The sequence below is a fragment of the Acinetobacter sp. 8I-beige genome, assembly GCF_902505955.1.
GTDB classification, from domain to species: Bacteria; Pseudomonadota; Gammaproteobacteria; order Pseudomonadales; family Moraxellaceae; genus Acinetobacter; species Acinetobacter johnsonii.
Map to the genome: position 1 here is coordinate 1,521,273 of NZ_LR732790.1, position 19,258 is coordinate 1,540,530.

Sequence of the window (19,258 nt, forward strand, 5' to 3'; positions counted from 1 at the left end):
GCTATGCCTGAGCCAAAAGTAATTTGGCTTGAAGGTAGTGTTCTCGCCCTATCCCTTTGGCTAGTTCAGCATGGGGCAAATACAGTGCATAGGCGTATTGCAACTGCTCACATTGTTCAACCAAGCCCATCATTAAGCTTAATTTTTCTTCATGTGAAGGACTCGGCATATGTGCATAGTGGATGTCTAAACTGTGTTGATCCTGATGCTGCTCAAAGACTTTAATAAATAAACCTTGTCCTTGTGCCACTTGTTTCCATGAAACCGCCTGTAAAGAGTCACCCTCTTTAAAATTTCGCAATTCTCGGAATTCATCCATGTCCGGTTCAAAACTGTGCTGTTGCTGTTTATTTTCTGCCGCTAAAGACTTAGCTTTAGGCGCAATCCACAGGGTTTTCTGAATGAAAAAATAACTCCAAGCGCGAACGAGACCAAATGGATAAGTCGAATATATTTTAATCTCTGGAAAACTAAACTGTCCGCGCTCTTTTGGAAAAAAATTTAAATCGACCACCTGATGGGTATCTTGAATAAACAACTGTTCTATATGATCAGCATAAGTAATCCAAAGGTATCGGGGCTGTGAATGCTGTTGTTTGAAATGCATTTGTAATTGCAATGCACTCTCAACCCGCCCTATTTCAGGCAATACAAGGTCAATACTTAACCCATGTAGCTGCTTAAAGGTCAAATAAAAACTCATACACAGCACGGCACTGATTAAAAAACAAAACGCTAAAATTAAGTTATTGGCATAATTCACCCCTGCAATAAAGGTGATTAAAATCAGCACCACATACACATATCCTTGCTGATAAATAAAAACCAGTACCTCTTTTTGGGTCAGTTGTTTTTCAGCCTTAAATTGAAAGCGTTTATTTATCCAGTTTTGCCACAGCATGCGTCAGCTTATCCTATCAGTGAACTTTGACTTGCTTCATAAGTTGCTCAGTTTCAGCTTCACCCAGCCCTATTCGATGCGCGGTCACTGCGACAAATACAGCCTGTACATCATCCGGTGTAACAAATGCACGGGCTTTAACCAAAGCATAGGCTTGTGCTGCTTTCTTCAAAGCCAGTACGCCACGTGTAGATAACCCATGTCGACCTTTACGGGTCTCAGCCGCCAAATCTAGAATATAATCCAAGACTTCCTCAGACAGATAAATCTGTGGCACCAAAGTTTGTAAGGCCAGAATGTCTTGTTCAGAAAATACAGTCATCAACTGCTGAATCAAGTCATGACGGGATTGTTGCTGCAATAAAGTCTTTTCTGCCTGACGGGATGGATAACCCAAAGATAAACGCATAAGAAAACGGTCGAGCTGTGACTCTGGTAGTGCATAAGTTCCACTTTGAAAAAGTGGGTTTTGCGTTGCAATTACCCAAAAAGGCTGCGGTAGTACATAACGACTTGCATCGATCGTCACCACACCCTCTTCCATCGCCTCTAAGAGCGCACTCTGCGTTTTCGGACTACAGCGGTTAATTTCATCTGCGAGTAAAATTTGAGTAAAAATTGGCCCTTGCTTAAACTCAAACAGATGTTCTTTTTGGTTAAACATATTCACCCCAATCACATCACTTGCCAGCATGTCATTGGTAAACTGAATCCGTTTAAATTGAAGACCGGCCAAATGGGCCAAGCTACTAGCCAGTGTGGTTTTGCCTAAACCAGGCAAGTCTTCAAACAATATATGCCCACTAGCTAAAAGGCTGCATAAAGCCAATTGGGTTTGTTGATTTTTATCCAAAACGATTTGATTGACTTGGTTGAGGAATTCTTGGATTTTTGGATAAAAAACACTTAATTGTGATTCATCGAGCATGGCATATTGCAGTGTTTCTACCGTTTTTTCTTTTCCCCAAAGCACCTTATTCTCCCCAATCAAAATATAAATCAAAGTTTAACATACAGGTTTTTCAACCATACTCAAAGGTGATCCTTATAAATCTTCAATGATTTGCGTATGAATGACTTCCCTCAGCTCAAACTATTGTTTCGCTGCAAATTTCAACTGATCTTTTAAAGCATCTGCACTCATTGAAAATAAAGGAGATGATTTCTCTGCTTGCTTAATCAATTCTATGAGTCGTGCATTGATTGGAGCCTGTCTACCGCATTGTTCTGCGAGTTTTAAAACCTCACCATTAATCCAGTCGACCTCTGTGGGACGGCCTGCAATTAAATCATCTTGCATAGACGACCGAGCCAGCGGATCGATTGCCAACATTTTACGACTTAATAATTTAAATAGTGGATTGGGTAAACTCAGCAATTTGGGAATCAAATGGGTCGGAACTGCGGTTAACTTTGCAGGTTTAATCTGAGCAGAATCAAGCAGTGCTAAAGCTTCCTGCTGCGCCATTGCCACACATTGGCGATATTTACGAATCGACAATTGTTCCTTTAGCGGTTTTTTTGACAATGCATTGATTGAATTATTTAAATTAAGTAAAAGCTTGGCCCACTGCACAGCCAGCATGTCTTTTTCAAAAACAATCTCTAAACCTGCTTTTTGAAATGCATTCTCAAGCAAATTTTGATTCGGATATTGCTTAACACTTAATGCACCAGAGGTACCTTGATGATAATGCCCAGCTTCTTGCGTGGCGACGTTAAAAGGAACCATCCCCTCTAAAATCATCTGCCCTTGCAAAACTCTTTTTAAAATAGGGACATTGCTTAAGCCATTTTGAAAGCTGATGATCAGCCGTGTTTTAGTTCCTAAATATTCTTTAAGTTCATGCGCAACTTGTTCCGTTGCTGCCGATTTCACACAAATAAAAACAACATCAGCATCCACAACCTGAGCAGGATCAGTCGTTAGTTTGAGTTGATGAGGTGCAAGTTTGATATTTTTGCCTAAATAATCGGTTAACACTAAGCCAAATTGGGAAAGCTCTGCATGAATACGTGGACGCGTGATAAAAGTAACATCACTACCCGCAGCAGCCAAACTTCCGCCTAAATAACACCCAATGCTTCCAGCACCATAAATATATATTTTCATTCAATTTCCCTTTGCAAACATTCCAGTATTTTAAGAGCTATAACAATCAAAAGCTGTCAAATATACGACATGAACCTTTTATGCCTCACACTCCGTGTTGCGTTATGATTGAATCCATGATGTAACAACTTGCTTCATGCAAAAAGTACACCGTCGAATCTAACACGAGCAACCGCATGTAATTGATTATTTTCACTCGATTTTTCACAAAAAAACGGCACCGAAGTGCCGTCTTTCAACTGATTAATTACATTAACAAGGGCACTTTTTCATGCCATTCGTTGCAGATGGATAACGCGCATCCACACAATGACGATAAAAAGTTTTAGCATCCATCGCTTCTAAATCAGGATGGTGCTTTTTCATATGCTCCAAATAGTTTGGATAGTCAGGCACCCCCACCATCAAGCGGAAACTTTGCTGCAAACGTTGCCACAGCGTCGCAATTCGAGACCAATTTTTAGGGTTCAGAATCAAATCTTTCTGCGACATCACGGTCATTTTAATGATTTTATAAATCATCGTTTTTCCACTTTTAGCAAATTTTAGATTCATCTGACTCTCCTTAATGCCCAGCTTTTGATGGCTGAATGTCTTCAGGATCACGATAAATGGCTTCTGCCTCATGCACCGTCGGAACTGGGCTTGCCAATGCACGACGAATCACTCTAATCGCAGCAAACAGCATCACAATCGCCACAATCATAAAGAATCCACAGAGTGCGGCATTGATCTGATTCGACATCGCAACGGTCTGCATTTCAGCAACTGTTTTCGCTGGTGCTAAAATTTCATTGTTTGCAATTGCATTGTTAAAGCGTTCAGCTTGTGCCAAGAAACCAATTTTCGGATTTTCGTGGAAAATTTTCTGCCAGCCCGCTGTCATACAGGTTATCAACAAGAATATGGTCGGGATAATCGTGACCCATACATATTTCTCTTTCTTCATTTTGAAGAGGATAACCGTACCTAAGATCAATGCCATTGCCGCAAGCATCTGGTTACCCACACCAAACAGTGGCCATAAGCTATTGATGCCCCCGAGCGGATCGACGACACCTTGGTAAACAAAGAAGCCCCACCCTGAAACCGCAACTGCTGTACCCAACAAATTTCCGAAGAAGTTATGTGAGTTTTTCACCGCAGGAATCACAATCCCAACTGTGTCTTGCACCATGAAACGACACGCACGCGTACCCGCATCAACTGCTGTTAAAATAAATAGTGCTTCGAATAAAATGGCAAAGTGATACCAAAACGCCATCATTTCACGGCTATTGAAAATTTCCGTAATGATGTGAGCCATACCAATAGCAAAAGTTGGCGCACCGCCAGTACGTGAAAGAATGGTACTTTCACCCACTTCTTGAGCCAGTAAAGTTAATGTTTCTGGAGTAACAACAAAACCTAAGTTACGAACAGCTTCAGCTGCGGTGTCTACACTTGTACCCAGTAAAGCGGCTGGTGAGTTAATCGCAAAATACACACCCGGATCAAGCACTGCGGCACAGATCAGAGCCATGATTGCAACAAATGACTCCATGAGCATACCGCCATATCCGATCATACGAATATCACGTTCATTGTTCACAAGTTTCGGCGTAGTTCCAGACGACACTAAAGCGTGGAAACCTGAAATTGCACCACAAGCAATGGTAATAAATAAGAACGGGAACATTGAACCTGCAAATACAGGGCCAGTACCATCAATAAATTGCGTGAATGCTGGCAGCTTCATTTCTGGCATTGCGAAAATAATACCGACTGCCAAACCTGCAATGACACCAATCTTTAGGAAGGTTGATAAGTAATCTCGTGGTGCAAGCAACAACCATACAGGTAGTGCTGAAGCCACGAAACCATAAATAATCAGCGCCCAAGTCAACTGAGTGCCCGACAGTGTAAAGAACGCACCCCAATATGGATGCTGGGCAATATTTTCACCGTAGACAATGCCGAGCATCATCAAAACGAAACCAATAATAGATACTTCTGCAATTTTACCCGGGCGGATAAAACGCATGTAAATCCCCATGAAGAGCGCAATTGGAATCGTTGCCGCAATACTAAATACGCCCCATGGGCTGTGTGCAAGTGCTTTGACCACGACTAGTGCCAAAACAGCAAGGATAATAATCATTACCCCCAACGCACCAAGCATAACCACAATACCTGCAAACGTTCCAAGCTCTTGTTTTGCCATTTCACCGAGTGAACGTCCATCACGACGGGTAGAAATAAACAATACCAAAAAGTCTTGTACTGCACCTGCAAGCACTACACCGACAAGTAACCAAATCGTGCCAGGTAAATAGCCCATTTGCGCTGCTAAAATAGGCCCTACTAATGGACCAGCACCTGCAATCGCTGCAAAGTGATGTCCAAATAGAACACTTTTGTTGGTTGGAACATAGTCCAGACCATCATTCAAACGATGCGCGGGAGTTAAGCGACGTTCATCAAGCTCAAAAACTTTATTTGCAATAAATAAACTATAGAAGCGATAAGCAATACTATAAATACAGCCCGCAGCAAGTACGAGCCAGATGGCATTGACATGCTCACCACGACTCAGTGCCAATATCCCAAAAGAGACTGCACCGACGATGGCTACCAGTAGCCAGATGATTTTTGAAGTCAGGGTTGACTTCGGCTGAACAGATTCCATTTCAATCCCTCATATTTGTTGCATTCAATCAGCGTCTTTAATTATTCGAGGTACTGCTGTTTTCCTTTGCGACTTTACTCTGCATCTCCTTGTTTTGATCTAATACTTTGGCATAAAAAAAGGGATGATTTTCATCATCCCTTCCGATAATAGTCTATTTTTAAACCATTATGCACGTTCTAAATAATCGCCAGTACGAGTATCTACACGAACGCTTTCTTCTTGCTGTACAAATAATGGAACACGTACTACAGCACCTGTTTCCAATTTTGCAGGTTTACCACCACCGCCAGAAGTATCACCACGTACACCCGGATCAGTTTCAACAATTTTCAAAACTACGAAGTTTGGTGGATTTACTGTTAATGGCACGCCATTGAACAGCATAATAGTACATTTTTCATTTGAATCATCTTTTAACCATTTTGCAGCATCGCCCATTGCTGTTTTGTCAGCAGCGATCTGTTCAAATGATACAGGATCCATGAAGTTCCACATTTCGCCGTCGTTGTACAAGTATTCCATTTCTACTTCTACAATGTCAGCCGCTTCTAAAGAATCACCAGACTTAAATGTTTTTTCTAAAACTTTACCAGAACGTAAATTACGTAGTTTTACGCGGTTAAATGCTTGACCTTTACCTGGCTTTACATATTCATTTTCCATGATTGAACATGGGTTACCATCAAGCATGACCTTAAGGCCTGACTTGAAATCATTCGTAGAATAATAGGCCATGACTGGCGCACTCCAAACTAACTAACTTAAATATTTATGTCTTTATCTTAGACACCAAAGCTTTGAAAAGCAGGGCCATAAAGATAGGGCATCTTTTTTGATGCCTCGTATTGTAAATGAGCAAGGTGTTATGAAGCAATGAAAATCCACTGCCTATAAGCCGAAGATCTTGATAAAATAGCCCCGTTCCGCGTGTTTTTGTGTATTGAAAAAGCCTTTTTAGACTGCACACATCCGAACAACTCGTTTCGACATCACCCGATTTGATGACCTAACTTTCTTTTGACCTAGTATTTGACCCCTTATTGCATGACTCATTATTTGTACCAAGAGCAAAATTGGCAAGCTCAACTCAGTGATTTAATCACCGATCCTTTAGAATTACTTAACATTCTAGAACTTTCTCCTGAGCAACTGCTGTCAGGCGCACTGCTTGCGTCAACCCAATTTAAACTCCGTGTTCCGCGTACTTTTGTGACAAGAATGCAAAAAGGTAATCCGCTTGATCCTTTACTCCTTCAAGTCCTACCCCATCATCTTGAGCTTGAAGAACATCCCGGCTTTGTGACCGACCCATTGGGTGAGGAACAAGCCAACCAACAACCCGGTGTTTTGCACAAATATAAAACTCGTTTTTTACTAACCCTGACTGGGGCTTGTGCCGTTCATTGTCGTTACTGTTTTCGCCGACATTTCCCCTATCAAGAGAACCTGCCAAAGTCGGAAGATTGGATCAATATTCAACACTATATTCAGTCGCAACCTGACATTAATGAAGTCATTTTGAGTGGTGGAGACCCCTTAACGCTGTCCAATCGTAAAATAAAATTATGGATTGAACGCTTAGAAAGTATTCCTCAACTTAAATTTTTGAGAATTCACTCACGAGTTCCTATCGTAATGCCTAACCGTGTCGATGATGAGCTAATTTCCATCTTAAAAAACAGTAGGCTGCGCATTATTCTAGTGGTACACTCAAATCATGCATCGGAATTGGATGATTTTACCTGCCGTCAATTACAGCAATTAGTCGCAGAAAAAATCACCGTTTTCAATCAGGCGGTTTTGTTGAAAGGGGTCAATGATCACGTTCAAATTTTGACAGATTTGAGCTACCGTTTATTCGATGCAGGTGTATTGCCATACTATTTACATGTTTTAGATAAAGTAAAAGGGGCTCACCATTTTGATTTAAACCCGCAAGACATTGATGTTCTATATCAAGGATTATTGGCGAATCTACCCGGCTATCTGGTTCCCAAGCTGGTCAGGGAAATTGCGGGAGAAAAGAATAAGACACCACTTTTCGGGGTTTCAACTTTTTGAGTTAAATAATAACGATGATGACGACGAGTACTTCAGATATCTTCCAGAAACCAACCGAATTAAAGTTGGATAAGCTTAGTTTCTGCCCAAGCACAGTCAAAGGCTTACAAGAATGGTTGGCAAACTTATCCATTTTACAATTGGGTGACTCTTCTCGTTCCTTATTTCAAGCATTACTTGAAGTATCCGAGCTTCAAGTCAGCGAAACACTTCGCTTTGATTTGGTTCAAGTGCTGCATCCAAATTTGGAAAATGTGCTTACCAGCTTAGAGAAACATTTTTTTAATCAGGGCCTCATCACCACAGATCGAAATGACCATATTATTGAGCTTGCCTTATTAATGCGTAGTCATTTTGCAAAAGTCTATATCGACATTGCAAAACGTGTTTCTCAGCAAATCACTCAAAATAAGTTTTCTCTATTTGCTTTTAACCAAAAAAAGAACCTACAAACGGCTCGAACCGTATCAAGTTATTATGCTTTACAACAACTGTCCCTGTTGTTGTACCAACAGCATTTGCTCTATAGCTCACCAATTCCAGGTCAGTGGTTAGCGGCTCATCAGCTCTTGGATTCTGCTATTCAAAATAACTTTTATTTGACCAATATTAATCAGATACAAGGCACGCAGCATCAACTGAACAATATTAGCCAAGCCTATGCGCAGCTCATTCTATTAGATATTTTCAACACCCATCAAATCCGTCCAGGTGAAATTCAAGGACTATTTTTGTGTAGTTTTGATTGGGCGAAACTGATTCAAATTTTACCTAAAGAAACCACCTTATCTCGCTATATTGTCGATGCATCAAAAGATTATCCACCAACTTATAATTCTCAAAAAAATAGTCACATTCAGCCGAATATTTTTATCTCGACGCAAGCTCTGCTTGACCATCTCTCAGAGATGCAAACCAAACGCGCTGAGCCACTATCGCGCGATGAGAAGATTTTCCTTACCCCTGCTCTGCATTTTCACATTCATAACTTATTGACCAATAATATTGAACGTAAGCATGAACGTTATGAATACTCGGCCCAATTACAAATTTGTTTTGGCCTGTCAGTCGCACATTTCTATTTGTCTAAAGGCAAGAACTTTAATGAAACTTTAGAGCTAGAAGGTAACTACAACTTTCAGAATGAAAGTCACGTGATCAACTCCATGAACAGTAATATTCCTGTGGAAACAAGTTCTGCTCGTATGATTGATCGTGAATCGAAACAAATCTACCCTGCCGAAGTTTTAGATATTAGTGTGAATGGTTACCGTATTCGTTGGACTGGACCAACACCTGCACATTTAAAAACAGGTGAGTTTATTTTGGTCCAAGAAAATGCGCATAGCCAATGGCGTGGTGGTGTGATTCGCTGGATTAAACAATCAAGTGAAAAAAGCTTGGAACTAGGGTTAGAAATCTTAGCACAAGATCTTTTCCCATGTGCTGTTATGGTAAAAACAGACCGAACCACTCAGAACTATCAACCTGCGTTATTGGTACAAACGTCCCAGCTAGATGAAGTACAGACCAGTCTCATTGTGCCAGGTTCGAATATGTACCGAGAAAAACAAACCATCCACTTACGTTTAGGTGATGAAGATCTTAAAATTTATTTAGTAAAAGCACATTTAATTACACAAAGTTTTATTCGTTTTGATTATGAATTGTTGAATGACCAACAAGAACCATTGGTTCAAAGTTTTATTCAAAAGCAAATGAATGCTATTAAGAATCACGATTTATGGGAAGCATTGAAGTGAGAAATCCATTATTATCTAAAAAGTTAAAACGTACGGAAACACGTTTACTCATTATTGATGATAATCAGATCCGTTATAACCAAATTCGTGACCTTTTAACTTCTAGCGATCATCAAGTTCATGCCACTTTACTGGATGACTTACAAAACTTTGAAAAACAGCTCCATCTGCCTTGGGATGTCGTGATTTTTGGTCGCGCTTATGACTTAAAGTATGAACAAGCACTGACTTTGATTCGCAACTCTAACCAAGTCAATTTACCGCTGATTTTATTAAAGCCCGATGAATATCAATCAACCCAATACGCAAGTTTTATTCGTAAAGGGGTCTATGATATTTTGGACTTAGAAGAAGCGGATAGCTTTTACTTAGGTCTATTGCGTGCGCTGTCATTAAGTCGTTTATTGCAAAGCCAACAACAACTCATGAATGAGCTTGAAACAGCGCAAAGTCAGGCACAGGCTTTAGTTGAAGAAAGCAATAAAGCCATCGCTTTAATTCAAGAAGGGATTCATGTTTCAGCCAATGCTGAATACTTACAACTGTTCGGCCTAAGCTCTGAAGATGATATTATTGGTCAACCGCTGCTTGATATTCTCCAGCCGAAAGATGTAAACGATTTCAAAATCCGTTTTAAGAAAATTTCACAAGGTCAGTTTGATTTAGGTGCTTTTGAAGTTGCTACTCTCAATAGCAATGCCCAAACTAAAAATCCTTTAAAAGTTGAGTTTTTAGCCGCACCTGAAGATGATGCTCTCCAACTGACGATTGAAGTCGAATCTGAACGCCCTGCTGCTCCATCGGTCAACACTGAAAAGCATGCGACAAAACCTAATACGTATCAACAAATTAACCGTGCTATGACCAAACAGCCTTCTGATCAGAATGCGTTGGTTAGCTTTGCACTTAGCTCTTGTCCAGATGAAATTTTTAAAGCCAACTGGGCAACCACGCGTGATTATTTTAACAATATTTACAGCTTTTTAAATGAACAGACTCATATTCCTCTATTTAAGGCGAGTGGGCAAACCATCGTTGGTTTATTCCAAGCAGAATCACAGGCCAAACTCGAATCCAAGCTGATTGCGTTAAATGCGCTCACCAAACCACAGCTCATCACGGTAGAAAACAATAGCTATCCAGTAAATTTGCGCATTGGCTACACTTTATTGAAAGGTGAAATTTCAAATCAAGATCAGTTTGAACACTTACTGTGCTCAGCCTTTAAAACCGCTTTACCGACCAATCAAGACGATTGCGAAATTGAGCAAAAAGCCAGTATTGACATGCCTGTGATTGAGTTGATTAATCCTACAGTCAGCGATATTTTAGACACTCAAAAAACAGCAAATGAACCTACGGTACTTAAAGCTTTACATCTAGCTTTAGAGCGTGGTGAGATTCATCTTAAATATCAACAGCTTTACGATAAAGAAGACACCAATTTATATACCTATGAGGTCACCAGTGGCTTTATTTATGGTAATACATGGAAAGATATATCGAGCCTCAAAGAGTTAAGTGAAGACCACGAACTGTCTATTAAGCTTGACCGCTGGATTTTAGTTGAGTCGTGTAAACAGCTACACAATTTTATCACTCAGTATCCTGAAGCAAAGTTGATTGTAAACTTAAACAAAGCCGTACTGTTGAATGACCGTACTTTCCCTGAATTTATCGCCAAACTGATTACCATTGTACGCAGTAAGTTAAGTCACCCGATTACCCTTCAGTTCTCTGAGGATGATATCAGCCAGAACATTGCTGAAGCACAAAAATACATTGCCCAGCTTCGCCAATATGGTGCTGAAGTTTCGATTCGTGACTTTGGTAATAGTATTTATAGTGAATCGATCCTACGTCAGCTCGATATCAACAATCTCACTTTACATGAAAACTTAACTCGCATGCTCAGTAGCGACGCCAACACGGAAGAGTTGCAAGAAAAAGTTGCGGTATACCATCAATTGAAAAACATTCAAATTATGCTGCGTGATCTGAATGATATGACTTCGTTTGCCAATGCATGGAATGTCGATGCCCGCTTTATTCAAGGCGATTATTTCCAGAAGAAACTCGATCATCTGATTGACGTTCAGGATCAGTAAAGGTTAAACCTTGGATCATAGCCTCTAAATTTCAAGACCTCTATATGAGGTCTTTTTATTTATGATCTAGCTATCGGTCCTATGACTCTGTATCCAAATCATAGGCATAAAAAAACGGGCAAATGCCCGTTTTTTTCTTTTGCTATTAGTCGCGTTTGATAGAACGTGACATGCCAGCAAAACGTTGTTTGAACTTGTCGATACGACCGCCAGTGTCAACGTTCTTTTGCTTACCAGTGTAGAATGGGTGGCAAGCTGAACATACGTCTAGGTAAACAGTTTCTTTACCAAGTGCTGAACGAGTTTCGATTACGTTACCGCAAGAACATGTAGCAACTAAAGTTTGGTATTTTGGGTGAATATCGGCGCGCATCGTCGATTACTCCATAAAAATTAAAGAAGGTTTTGCTGTCATCGCAATTGATCACTCTCAAAATTGAGGAAAGGGCCACTTAATTAAATTAAGTTGCAGATCAACACCATAACAGACCATTCTTTTGGCCCACCGAGACGGATACCGTCAGAGCTAAGCACAACAAGTGGCAAATATTATACGAGATATAGTATCAGATAGCCAATTATTCTTTCGTTTCAATTTCAGATTGCTTGGCCCAATAGTTAGCAATAATCCCACACACCATCAGCTGTATTTGATGAAAAATCATAATCGGTAAAACAATCATCCCCAAAGGTTGTCCAATAAAAAGAATCTGTGCCATTGGAACGCCACTGGCTAAGGTCTTTTTTGAACCACAGAAAAAAATGGTTTTCTGATCAGCACGATTAAAGCCCAACCAACGTGGTAAAAACAACCCAAGTAACATAATAATCGTCAATAGGACCGAACACACAATAATCAATAGGATTAAAGTACCGACACTCACCTCTTGCCATAGGCCCGCTACCACCGCACCGCTGAAAGCACCGTACACCACCATTAATATCGACCCCTGATCGAATGCTTTGACAATGCTTGGCATTTTTTGCATATACGGAAATACATATGGTCGAAGTAACTGTCCAAGGACAAATGGAACCAACAGCAATAAAGTGATTTGAAGTATAGACGAGGTTGGATCAAAACCATGCTCTGATTGCCCCAAAATGAAAAAGGCCACCATCACAGGGGTAATAAACATCCCGATCAAATTCGAGAATGAAGCACTACATACCGCCCCAGCCACATTGCCTTGCGCGACCGAAGTAAACGCAATTGAAGACTGTACTGTCGATGGCAAAAAGCACATAAACAAAAAGCCCCAATACAACTCCTGCCCAAGTAGTGGTACCAATACAGGTTTAGCAAGTAAACCTAAAACTGGAAAAAGGATGAAGGTAAATGCAAAAACCAACGCGTGGAGTTTCCAATGCATCATGCCCTGAATCACGGCTTCACGGGATAGTTTAGCGCCATGCAAAAAGAACAATATCGCAATCGCGACCGTCGTCAGTACACCAAATACACTGGCAGCTTGACCTGAAACAGGGACGAAGCTGGCTAAGAGCACCATAACAAATAGCAATAACGTAAACCGATCGAGTGCCAATAATTTCAACATACCAACATCCTGTCATTCCTCTAAAAATGAAAAAGCCCAGTGACTAATTTACCTTTGGGTAAATTCATCTTACTGAGCTATATAAATAAAGCTAGCGTTTACAGGATATGTTCAATATTTTTTTAATTAATACTGTGCATACACGCTGCATATGACCTAATAACGGCTTAGTTATTACGTGCATTATTATCTTGTTGAATCAGTTCAATTTTATAACCATCCGGATCTTCTACAAAGGCAATAACCGTTACACCACCCTTCATTGGTCCAGCTTCACGCACGACATTGCCACCGCGTGCTTTGATTTCCTCACAAGCTTTATATGCATCGTCTACAGCAATGGCAATATGACCATAAGCATTGCCCAATTCATAACTGTCCGTATCCCAGTTATGCGTCAGCTCTAAAACCGTATGATTTTCTTCATCGCCATAACCCACAAATGCCAAAGTAAAACGACCTTCTTCATAATCACGCTTACGAAGCAAAGTCATACCAAGCACTTCAGTATAGAACGCCAAAGATTGTTCTAAATTGCCTACACGTAGCATGGTATGTAGCATGCGCATTGGAATTTTCCTCATGATTTATTCTCAGCCCCCAATATAGGCAAAGCCGTCCTATATTTCAAACCTCAACCACAAAAAAAGCAGCCACAAGGGCTACTTTTTTCATTCGAAACAAATCGATGCTTTAACTTTGCTCAGCGGCATGCTCACGTAGAAGTTTCGCCACCCAGACCACTAAGATTAAAATTGGGATTCCAATGAGTGTGGTCAGCAAGAAGAAATTTGGATAGCCAATATTGGACACAATTGTCCCTGAATATCCACCTAGTATTTTAGGTGTCAACGTCATCAATGAACTAAAAATCGCATACTGAACAGCAGTGAAAGATACGCTGGTCAAACTTGATAGAAATGCAATAAATGCAGCACCAGCTAAACCTGATGCCAAGTTGTCGACAATAATCGCAAAATACAGCCAGTTTGAACTATATTCCTTAATCACCTTCCCTTTAACTTCTAACTGCCCATCAACTGCTTCATTCAAATTAATCGGTTGAAGATCAACATCTAAAGTTACAGATTTTGCAGCTGCGGGATCCACCTGATAATTCAGCGCAGTGTGTTGTTGCGCACGCTCATTTTGCATCAATATGGCATTCAGCTTTTTAGAGTTTGAATCAAGAAGCAGTTGAGCAGGGATTGCTGCGCTAAACACACCTTCTTTGTCTAACTTTGCATCAAAGCTTTGACCATCTAAGCTCAATTTAATACTTTGGTTTTCAGCCAGTGTAGCAAGGTATTGACCTCGTACCACGATACTTCCTTCAGACTCTCGTTGATCAATCACATTATCAGCCGTGATCGGAAGCAAGAGCAATGCCGTAGATGCACCCGGTTGACTAATATAAGGCAATGTGACCGAGACAGGCTGTGAAGTATCATTTTGAAAACTGGCCGTTGCAGTTAGACGTTCATTTGCCTGAAGTTGCTCAACAGGAACCTTAATTGCCCATGCACCTGTCTCATCCGCTTGAGTTTTGAAACTTTGCTCACCAACATTGATCACAACATCATTTAAAGGTTGTCCTGATTTGACCAAACCAATAAAGATGAGATTGGTTGAACTGGCCAAGATTGCTCCGACAAACATCAATTTCATGATGTTCATACGCTGCGCCAGTAGTCCTCCTAAAAACCCACCAACCAAACTAAAAATCACCCCATAAACTTTCACCGCTTCAGCAATCTGCTCTTTGGTAAAGTTTAAGTCTTGATAAAACACATTAGAGATCACACCTGCAATAATGTCGGAAATACGGTAAAAACCAATCAACAATAGCAATACCAACGCCAATTTCACGCCATAGCGCTTAAAGAAGTCAGCAACAGGATTCACCCATGTTTCATAGGCCATTTGCTTGTTCACAGCGCCGATTTTGACAAGGCTTGAACCCACTAAAAATGCAACAGCGCCAGAGCCAATAAAACGTAAAGCCTCAAAACAAAACAGTGCAAAACTATCTTTGATCGACCAGAGCTGAATCAGCATTTCAGTTAACTTGCCTGAGTAAATATAACTCAGCACAAAACTCACCACAGATACAAAAAAAACTGCCACTAAACGATAATAATCTACTCGTTTATATTCTTTACGTACCCGATCAACTTGTGGCTCACGTATACATAAAGTGGTTGCGATCCCGACCAACATGACCGCAGCCATTGCCAAATACGTCCACTTCCATGCCTCATAAATATAGTTGCCCTTAGCTGTACCCAAATAAGCCGCTAAAAATAACGCGCCTGCACCCGCAACGATCATGCCGATGCGATAACCAGCGTTATAAGTTGAAGCCAACACCGTTTGCATTTGCGTTTCTGCCAGCTCAATACGATAGGCATCAATCACAATATCTTGTGTCGCAGCAGAAAAACCTAAAAGCACAGCACCCGCAGCCATTTGGTAAAGATAGCTCTGACCAAGAGACGGATCTGAAAAAGCCATGATAGAAATGGCACAGATAATTAAGAGTTGTGCGATCAATAACCACGCACGGCGACGACCCAATAATTTGGTCAGCACTGGTACAGGCAATTCATCGACCAAAGGAGCCCAAACAAATTTGAATGAATAACCCAGAGCAGCCCAACTAAAAAAAGTCACAGCGCTCTTATCGATACCTGCTTCACCTAGCCATAAAGATAAGCTCGAGAAAATTAACAGGATTGGAATACCTGCTGAGAAACCCAAAAACAGCATGATCAACGCACGGCGATCTAAAAATGCAGTAAAGGCGGATTTCCATCCTGAAGATTGTGTTGTCATTACGTTTTTGTTGTCTTAAAACCAATGCTGCTATTCAAACCCTTAATACAATTTGTTTCAACCTGATTTATAAAATCAATGTTCTATTTTTGTCGACAAACACTGCGACTTTGCTTGATCTTTTGCATTAAACCTGTATACCTTTAAGTTTCTAACGCAATCTTTAGTTTCGGATTTCAAAGTGACCCAAAAACACGATCAAATGAGCTCTTCTTTATCTGTACCACCTGCATTAAATAGTCAAGAAAATCCAGAAAACAACCTTAGTTCAGCATTTGACCAACCCGAAATTCAAACGACCTTAGCAAAGACACAACTTCAAGCAGAGCAACTGACGCACACCCCTGCTCTGGATAAGATTCCAGCCTCAACGCGTCGTATTAAACCGCTCAATAATTTTTTAGGGCAAGACCGTGCACGTGCTTCAGTTGAAGCAGGCATTTCCTTACCTTACTCTGGCTATAACATCTTTGCCGTAGGGACAGCTGGCTTGGGCAAGCGCACCATGGTCAAGCGTTTACTCCAGCAACATGCCAAAAATATGCCGACACCGAACGATTGGGTTTACGTTTATAATTTTAAAAGCCCACGTCAACCGATTGCTTTAGAATTACCCGCGGGTCAGGCGGTAAAATTTCAAACCATGTTACATCAAACATGGCAAACCACTTTAAAGCAGCTCGAGCGCCGCTTTACTGCTGAAACCTACCACAACCGTATAGAAGCCATTCGCCAACAAACGGGTGATGTTCAGCAACAAGCCTTGATTGAATTGACCCAAGAAGGTGAAGAACTCGACCTGAAGCTGATCTCCCGTAATGATGAGCACTGCTTTATCCCTGTCCAGTATGTAGACGATAAAGTGTTAGAAATGACGCAGGCCGACATCAATGCGTTAAGCTCTAAAGAACGTTCTGAAATTAATGCCAATATACGCCACATGGATAAAAAACTTGAGCGTTTAGGCATGCATTTAGGCGACTTGGAGGAGGATGCCCGCGATAAGGTTCAAGTGTTGAATCGCGATATTGCCAAGCAAGTTTTATTACCTAAAGTCGAACAGTTACTGACTAAGTTTGCTGAGGTTGAAGGCTTAAAAGACTATTTAAAATATTATGCTGAAGACATTATTAACAATGTCGAGGTTGTGCTCGAACAAGAAGAAGATGACTTTACCCCAGGCCTGTTTAGTCGTATCCCTTCACGCTACCAAGCCAATGTCATTGTGTCGCATAAACCCAATGCTGGCGCACCGGTTATTTTTGAAGACTTCCCAACACACTACAACTTGCTTGGTCATGTAGAACAGTTAACTCAACATGGCACCATTACTACAGACTTTACCTTAATCCGCCCTGGGACATTACATAAAGCCAATGGTGGTTTTTTAATGTTAGAAGCAGAACAACTGCTTGAACAGCCTTATGCATGGCAAGGTCTAAAACGCGCTTTAAAATCAGGCCAGTTAAAACTTTCTTCACTTGAGCATATGTTGACACTGACAGGAAGTATCTCAATTGAACCTGAGGCAATCCCGCTTAATTTGAAAGTGGTTTTACTGGCTGAGCCTGAAATTTATTATGAAATACTCGAAGTAGAACCTGAGCTTGGCAGTGTCTTTAAAATCCGTGCCGACTTTACTGATACGTTGCAACGTAATGAAGTAAATGAACAAGCCTATATGCAACTGATTGCAGACTATGTACAGGCCGATAAATTACTTCCTTTCGATCGATCTGCGCTTTCTGCACTTTTAACTGATTCTAGCCGTCAAGCCGAAGATCAAAGCTCCTTATCTCTACATGCCCTCACATTGGGTGATTTGATTCGTGAGGCGCATCATCACGCCTTTCAATCAGGCGATAAAATGGTCTCGGATCAACACATTAATATGGCATTAGATCATCGCAAATATCGCTTAGGCTATTTACGTGAGCTCTATTGGCAGGATTTGTCACGTGGTACGCAGCTCATCGAAACACGCGGACACCGCCTCGGCCAAATTAATGCACTTTCGGTCATTCACTATGCAGATGTTGAGTTTGGCTTACCATCACGTTTAACAGCCTCTGTGTATCAAGGCGGTGGTGATATTCTGGATATTGAGCGTAGCGTCGAACTCGGTGGCTCTCTGCATGCGAAAGGTGTGCTATTGATGTCATCGTTCTTAAAAGCACATTTCGGGCGTGAGCAAACGCTACACTTCTCTGCCGCACTTGCCTTTGAACAAAGCTATGGTCAAGTCGATGGTGACAGTGCTACGGTTGCAGAGCTGTCTGCTTTAATCTCTGCAATTAGTCAGCTACCGATTGATCAGTCTTGGGCGATTACTGGCTCAATGAACCAATTGGGTCAAGTTCAACCGATTGGTGGTGTCAATGCTAAAATTGAAGGTTTCTTTGATGCATGTAAACTTCAAGGTTTAACTGGTAAGCAAGGTGTGATTATTCCACGTCAAAACATGCAACATTTAATGTTACGTAAAGACGTGATTGAAGCGGTTTCAAATGGCCAGTTCCACATTCATGCTATAGATACGATTGATCAAGCGCTTGAACTACTTATGGCTCGACCAGTCGGCACTTTAGACAAGAAAGGACGCTATACCAAGAAGTCTATTTATGCGGCGGTGATGGATCAGCTAGATTATTGGCAAGCCATTGAAGATGGTGCTGAGTTTGAAGAAGAGCCGAAGAAAAAGAAAAAAAAGAAGAAGGACAAAAAAAAGGCAAAAGCTGAAAAGAAGACCGTTGCAACTGAAAATGCATCGGAACACACTTCTGAAGCCATAAGCACAGTAACTACAGCGGATTAACCCTTTCCCTCAAACAAAAAAAAAGCGCCTCAATGGCGCTTTTTTTACAACTGAAGATTAAGCTTCAGGTGCTGGACTATGCTGCTCAACTAAAGGTTGTAATTCACCTTTTTGGAACATGTCTAGAATAATGTCACTACCACCAATCAACTCACCGTTGATCCATAACTGTGGGAATGTAGGCCAGTTTGCAATTTGTGGTAACAAAGCACGAATATCTGGATTTTCAAGAATATTCACATAAGCAAACGGACGACCAATTTGACTAAGCGCTTCTACAGCACGTGCAGAGAAACCACATTGTGGAAACTGTGGGGTGCCTTTCATATAAAGAAGTACAGCGTGTTTTGCAATTTGGTCACGAATTAACGCTTCGGTATCGCGTGCTTGTTCAGTCATTGATCAATCCTCAACTAATCTAACCCGCATTAT

At 41.0% G+C, this 19,258-nt stretch carries 15 protein-coding genes; 4 read left to right on the forward strand and 11 right to left on the reverse strand.

Annotated features, from left to right (window positions below; translation table 11 throughout):
- Position 1 precedes the first annotated feature (1 nt).
- From GVX98_RS07195 to efp, 6 genes are all read right to left on the reverse strand, one after another.
- Positions 2 to 901, reverse strand: a complete 900-nt coding sequence (locus tag GVX98_RS07195; protein WP_159127653.1) for a DUF58 domain-containing protein — start codon at positions 899 to 901, stop codon at positions 2 to 4.
- 16 nt (positions 902 to 917) lie between these two features.
- The gene (locus GVX98_RS07200; RefSeq protein WP_159127968.1) at positions 918 to 1,829 is read right to left on the reverse strand and encodes a MoxR family ATPase; all 912 of its coding nucleotides are present in this window, start codon (positions 1,827 to 1,829) and stop codon (positions 918 to 920) included.
- A gap of 165 nt (positions 1,830 to 1,994) precedes the next feature.
- On the reverse strand, positions 1,995 to 3,014 hold the full coding sequence (locus GVX98_RS07205) for a 2-dehydropantoate 2-reductase (RefSeq protein ID WP_159127654.1): 1,020 nt from the start codon (positions 3,012 to 3,014) through the stop codon (positions 1,995 to 1,997).
- 252 nt (positions 3,015 to 3,266) lie between these two features.
- The gene (locus GVX98_RS07210) at positions 3,267 to 3,569 is read right to left on the reverse strand and encodes a YbdD/YjiX family protein (protein ID WP_004693572.1); all 303 of its coding nucleotides are present in this window, start codon (positions 3,567 to 3,569) and stop codon (positions 3,267 to 3,269) included.
- Positions 3,570 to 3,579: 10 nt separating this feature from the next.
- Positions 3,580 to 5,682, reverse strand: a complete 2,103-nt coding sequence (locus tag GVX98_RS07215) for a carbon starvation CstA family protein (RefSeq protein WP_159127655.1) — start codon at positions 5,680 to 5,682, stop codon at positions 3,580 to 3,582.
- A gap of 168 nt (positions 5,683 to 5,850) precedes the next feature.
- Complete coding sequence (gene efp / locus GVX98_RS07220; RefSeq protein ID WP_004693574.1) at positions 5,851 to 6,420, reverse strand: elongation factor P; 570 nt, start codon at positions 6,418 to 6,420, stop codon at positions 5,851 to 5,853.
- A gap of 309 nt (positions 6,421 to 6,729) precedes the next feature.
- On the opposite strand from efp, the gene epmB reads away from it, so the two are divergent.
- Genes epmB through GVX98_RS07235 form a run of 3 tightly spaced genes read left to right on the forward strand, consistent with a single transcriptional unit; the run spans position 6,730 to position 11,617 of the window.
- Positions 6,730 to 7,746 carry an EF-P beta-lysylation protein EpmB gene (epmB, locus tag GVX98_RS07225; RefSeq protein WP_159127656.1) on the forward strand — a complete coding sequence of 339 codons (1,017 nt, stop codon included), beginning with the start codon at positions 6,730 to 6,732 and terminating at the stop codon, positions 7,744 to 7,746.
- Between the two features lie 17 nt (positions 7,747 to 7,763).
- Positions 7,764 to 9,509 carry a GTPase gene (locus GVX98_RS07230; RefSeq protein WP_148827089.1) on the forward strand — a complete coding sequence of 582 codons (1,746 nt, stop codon included), beginning with the start codon at positions 7,764 to 7,766 and terminating at the stop codon, positions 9,507 to 9,509.
- Positions 9,491 to 11,617, forward strand: a complete 2,127-nt coding sequence (locus tag GVX98_RS07235; RefSeq protein ID WP_159127657.1) for an EAL domain-containing protein — start codon at positions 9,491 to 9,493, stop codon at positions 11,615 to 11,617. Before GVX98_RS07230 ends, GVX98_RS07235 begins: the two co-directional genes overlap by 19 nt.
- A 145-nt stretch (positions 11,618 to 11,762) precedes the next feature.
- On the opposite strand, the gene rpmE is transcribed toward GVX98_RS07235, so the two are convergent.
- The 4 genes from rpmE to GVX98_RS07255 all read right to left on the reverse strand — a co-directional run bounded on the left by rpmE (position 11,763) and on the right by GVX98_RS07255 (position 16,011).
- Positions 11,763 to 11,990 (reverse strand): 50S ribosomal protein L31, encoded by a 228-nt coding sequence (gene rpmE, locus GVX98_RS07240; protein ID WP_004693579.1) that lies wholly within the window; start codon positions 11,988 to 11,990, stop codon positions 11,763 to 11,765.
- A 205-nt stretch (positions 11,991 to 12,195) separates the two neighbouring features.
- The gene (locus GVX98_RS07245; protein ID WP_004693581.1) at positions 12,196 to 13,176 is read right to left on the reverse strand and encodes a bile acid:sodium symporter family protein; all 981 of its coding nucleotides are present in this window, start codon (positions 13,174 to 13,176) and stop codon (positions 12,196 to 12,198) included.
- A 167-nt stretch (positions 13,177 to 13,343) separates the two neighbouring features.
- Entirely contained in the window at positions 13,344 to 13,745 is a 402-nt protein-coding gene (gene gloA / locus GVX98_RS07250; RefSeq protein WP_004693583.1) for a lactoylglutathione lyase, read from the reverse strand.
- A gap of 124 nt (positions 13,746 to 13,869) precedes the next feature.
- On the reverse strand, positions 13,870 to 16,011 hold the full coding sequence (locus GVX98_RS07255) for an MFS transporter (RefSeq protein ID WP_159127658.1): 2,142 nt from the start codon (positions 16,009 to 16,011) through the stop codon (positions 13,870 to 13,872).
- Positions 16,012 to 16,192: 181 nt separating this feature from the next.
- Between GVX98_RS07255 and GVX98_RS07260 the strand changes: the two genes are divergently transcribed.
- Positions 16,193 to 18,826 carry a Lon protease family protein gene (locus tag GVX98_RS07260; RefSeq protein WP_159127659.1) on the forward strand — a complete coding sequence of 878 codons (2,634 nt, stop codon included), beginning with the start codon at positions 16,193 to 16,195 and terminating at the stop codon, positions 18,824 to 18,826.
- 57 nt (positions 18,827 to 18,883) lie between these two features.
- Here GVX98_RS07260 and grxD read toward each other — a convergent pair whose 3' ends face one another.
- Positions 18,884 to 19,225, reverse strand: a complete 342-nt coding sequence (grxD, locus tag GVX98_RS07265) for a Grx4 family monothiol glutaredoxin (protein ID WP_004693588.1) — start codon at positions 19,223 to 19,225, stop codon at positions 18,884 to 18,886.
- Positions 19,226 to 19,258 lie beyond the last annotated feature (33 nt).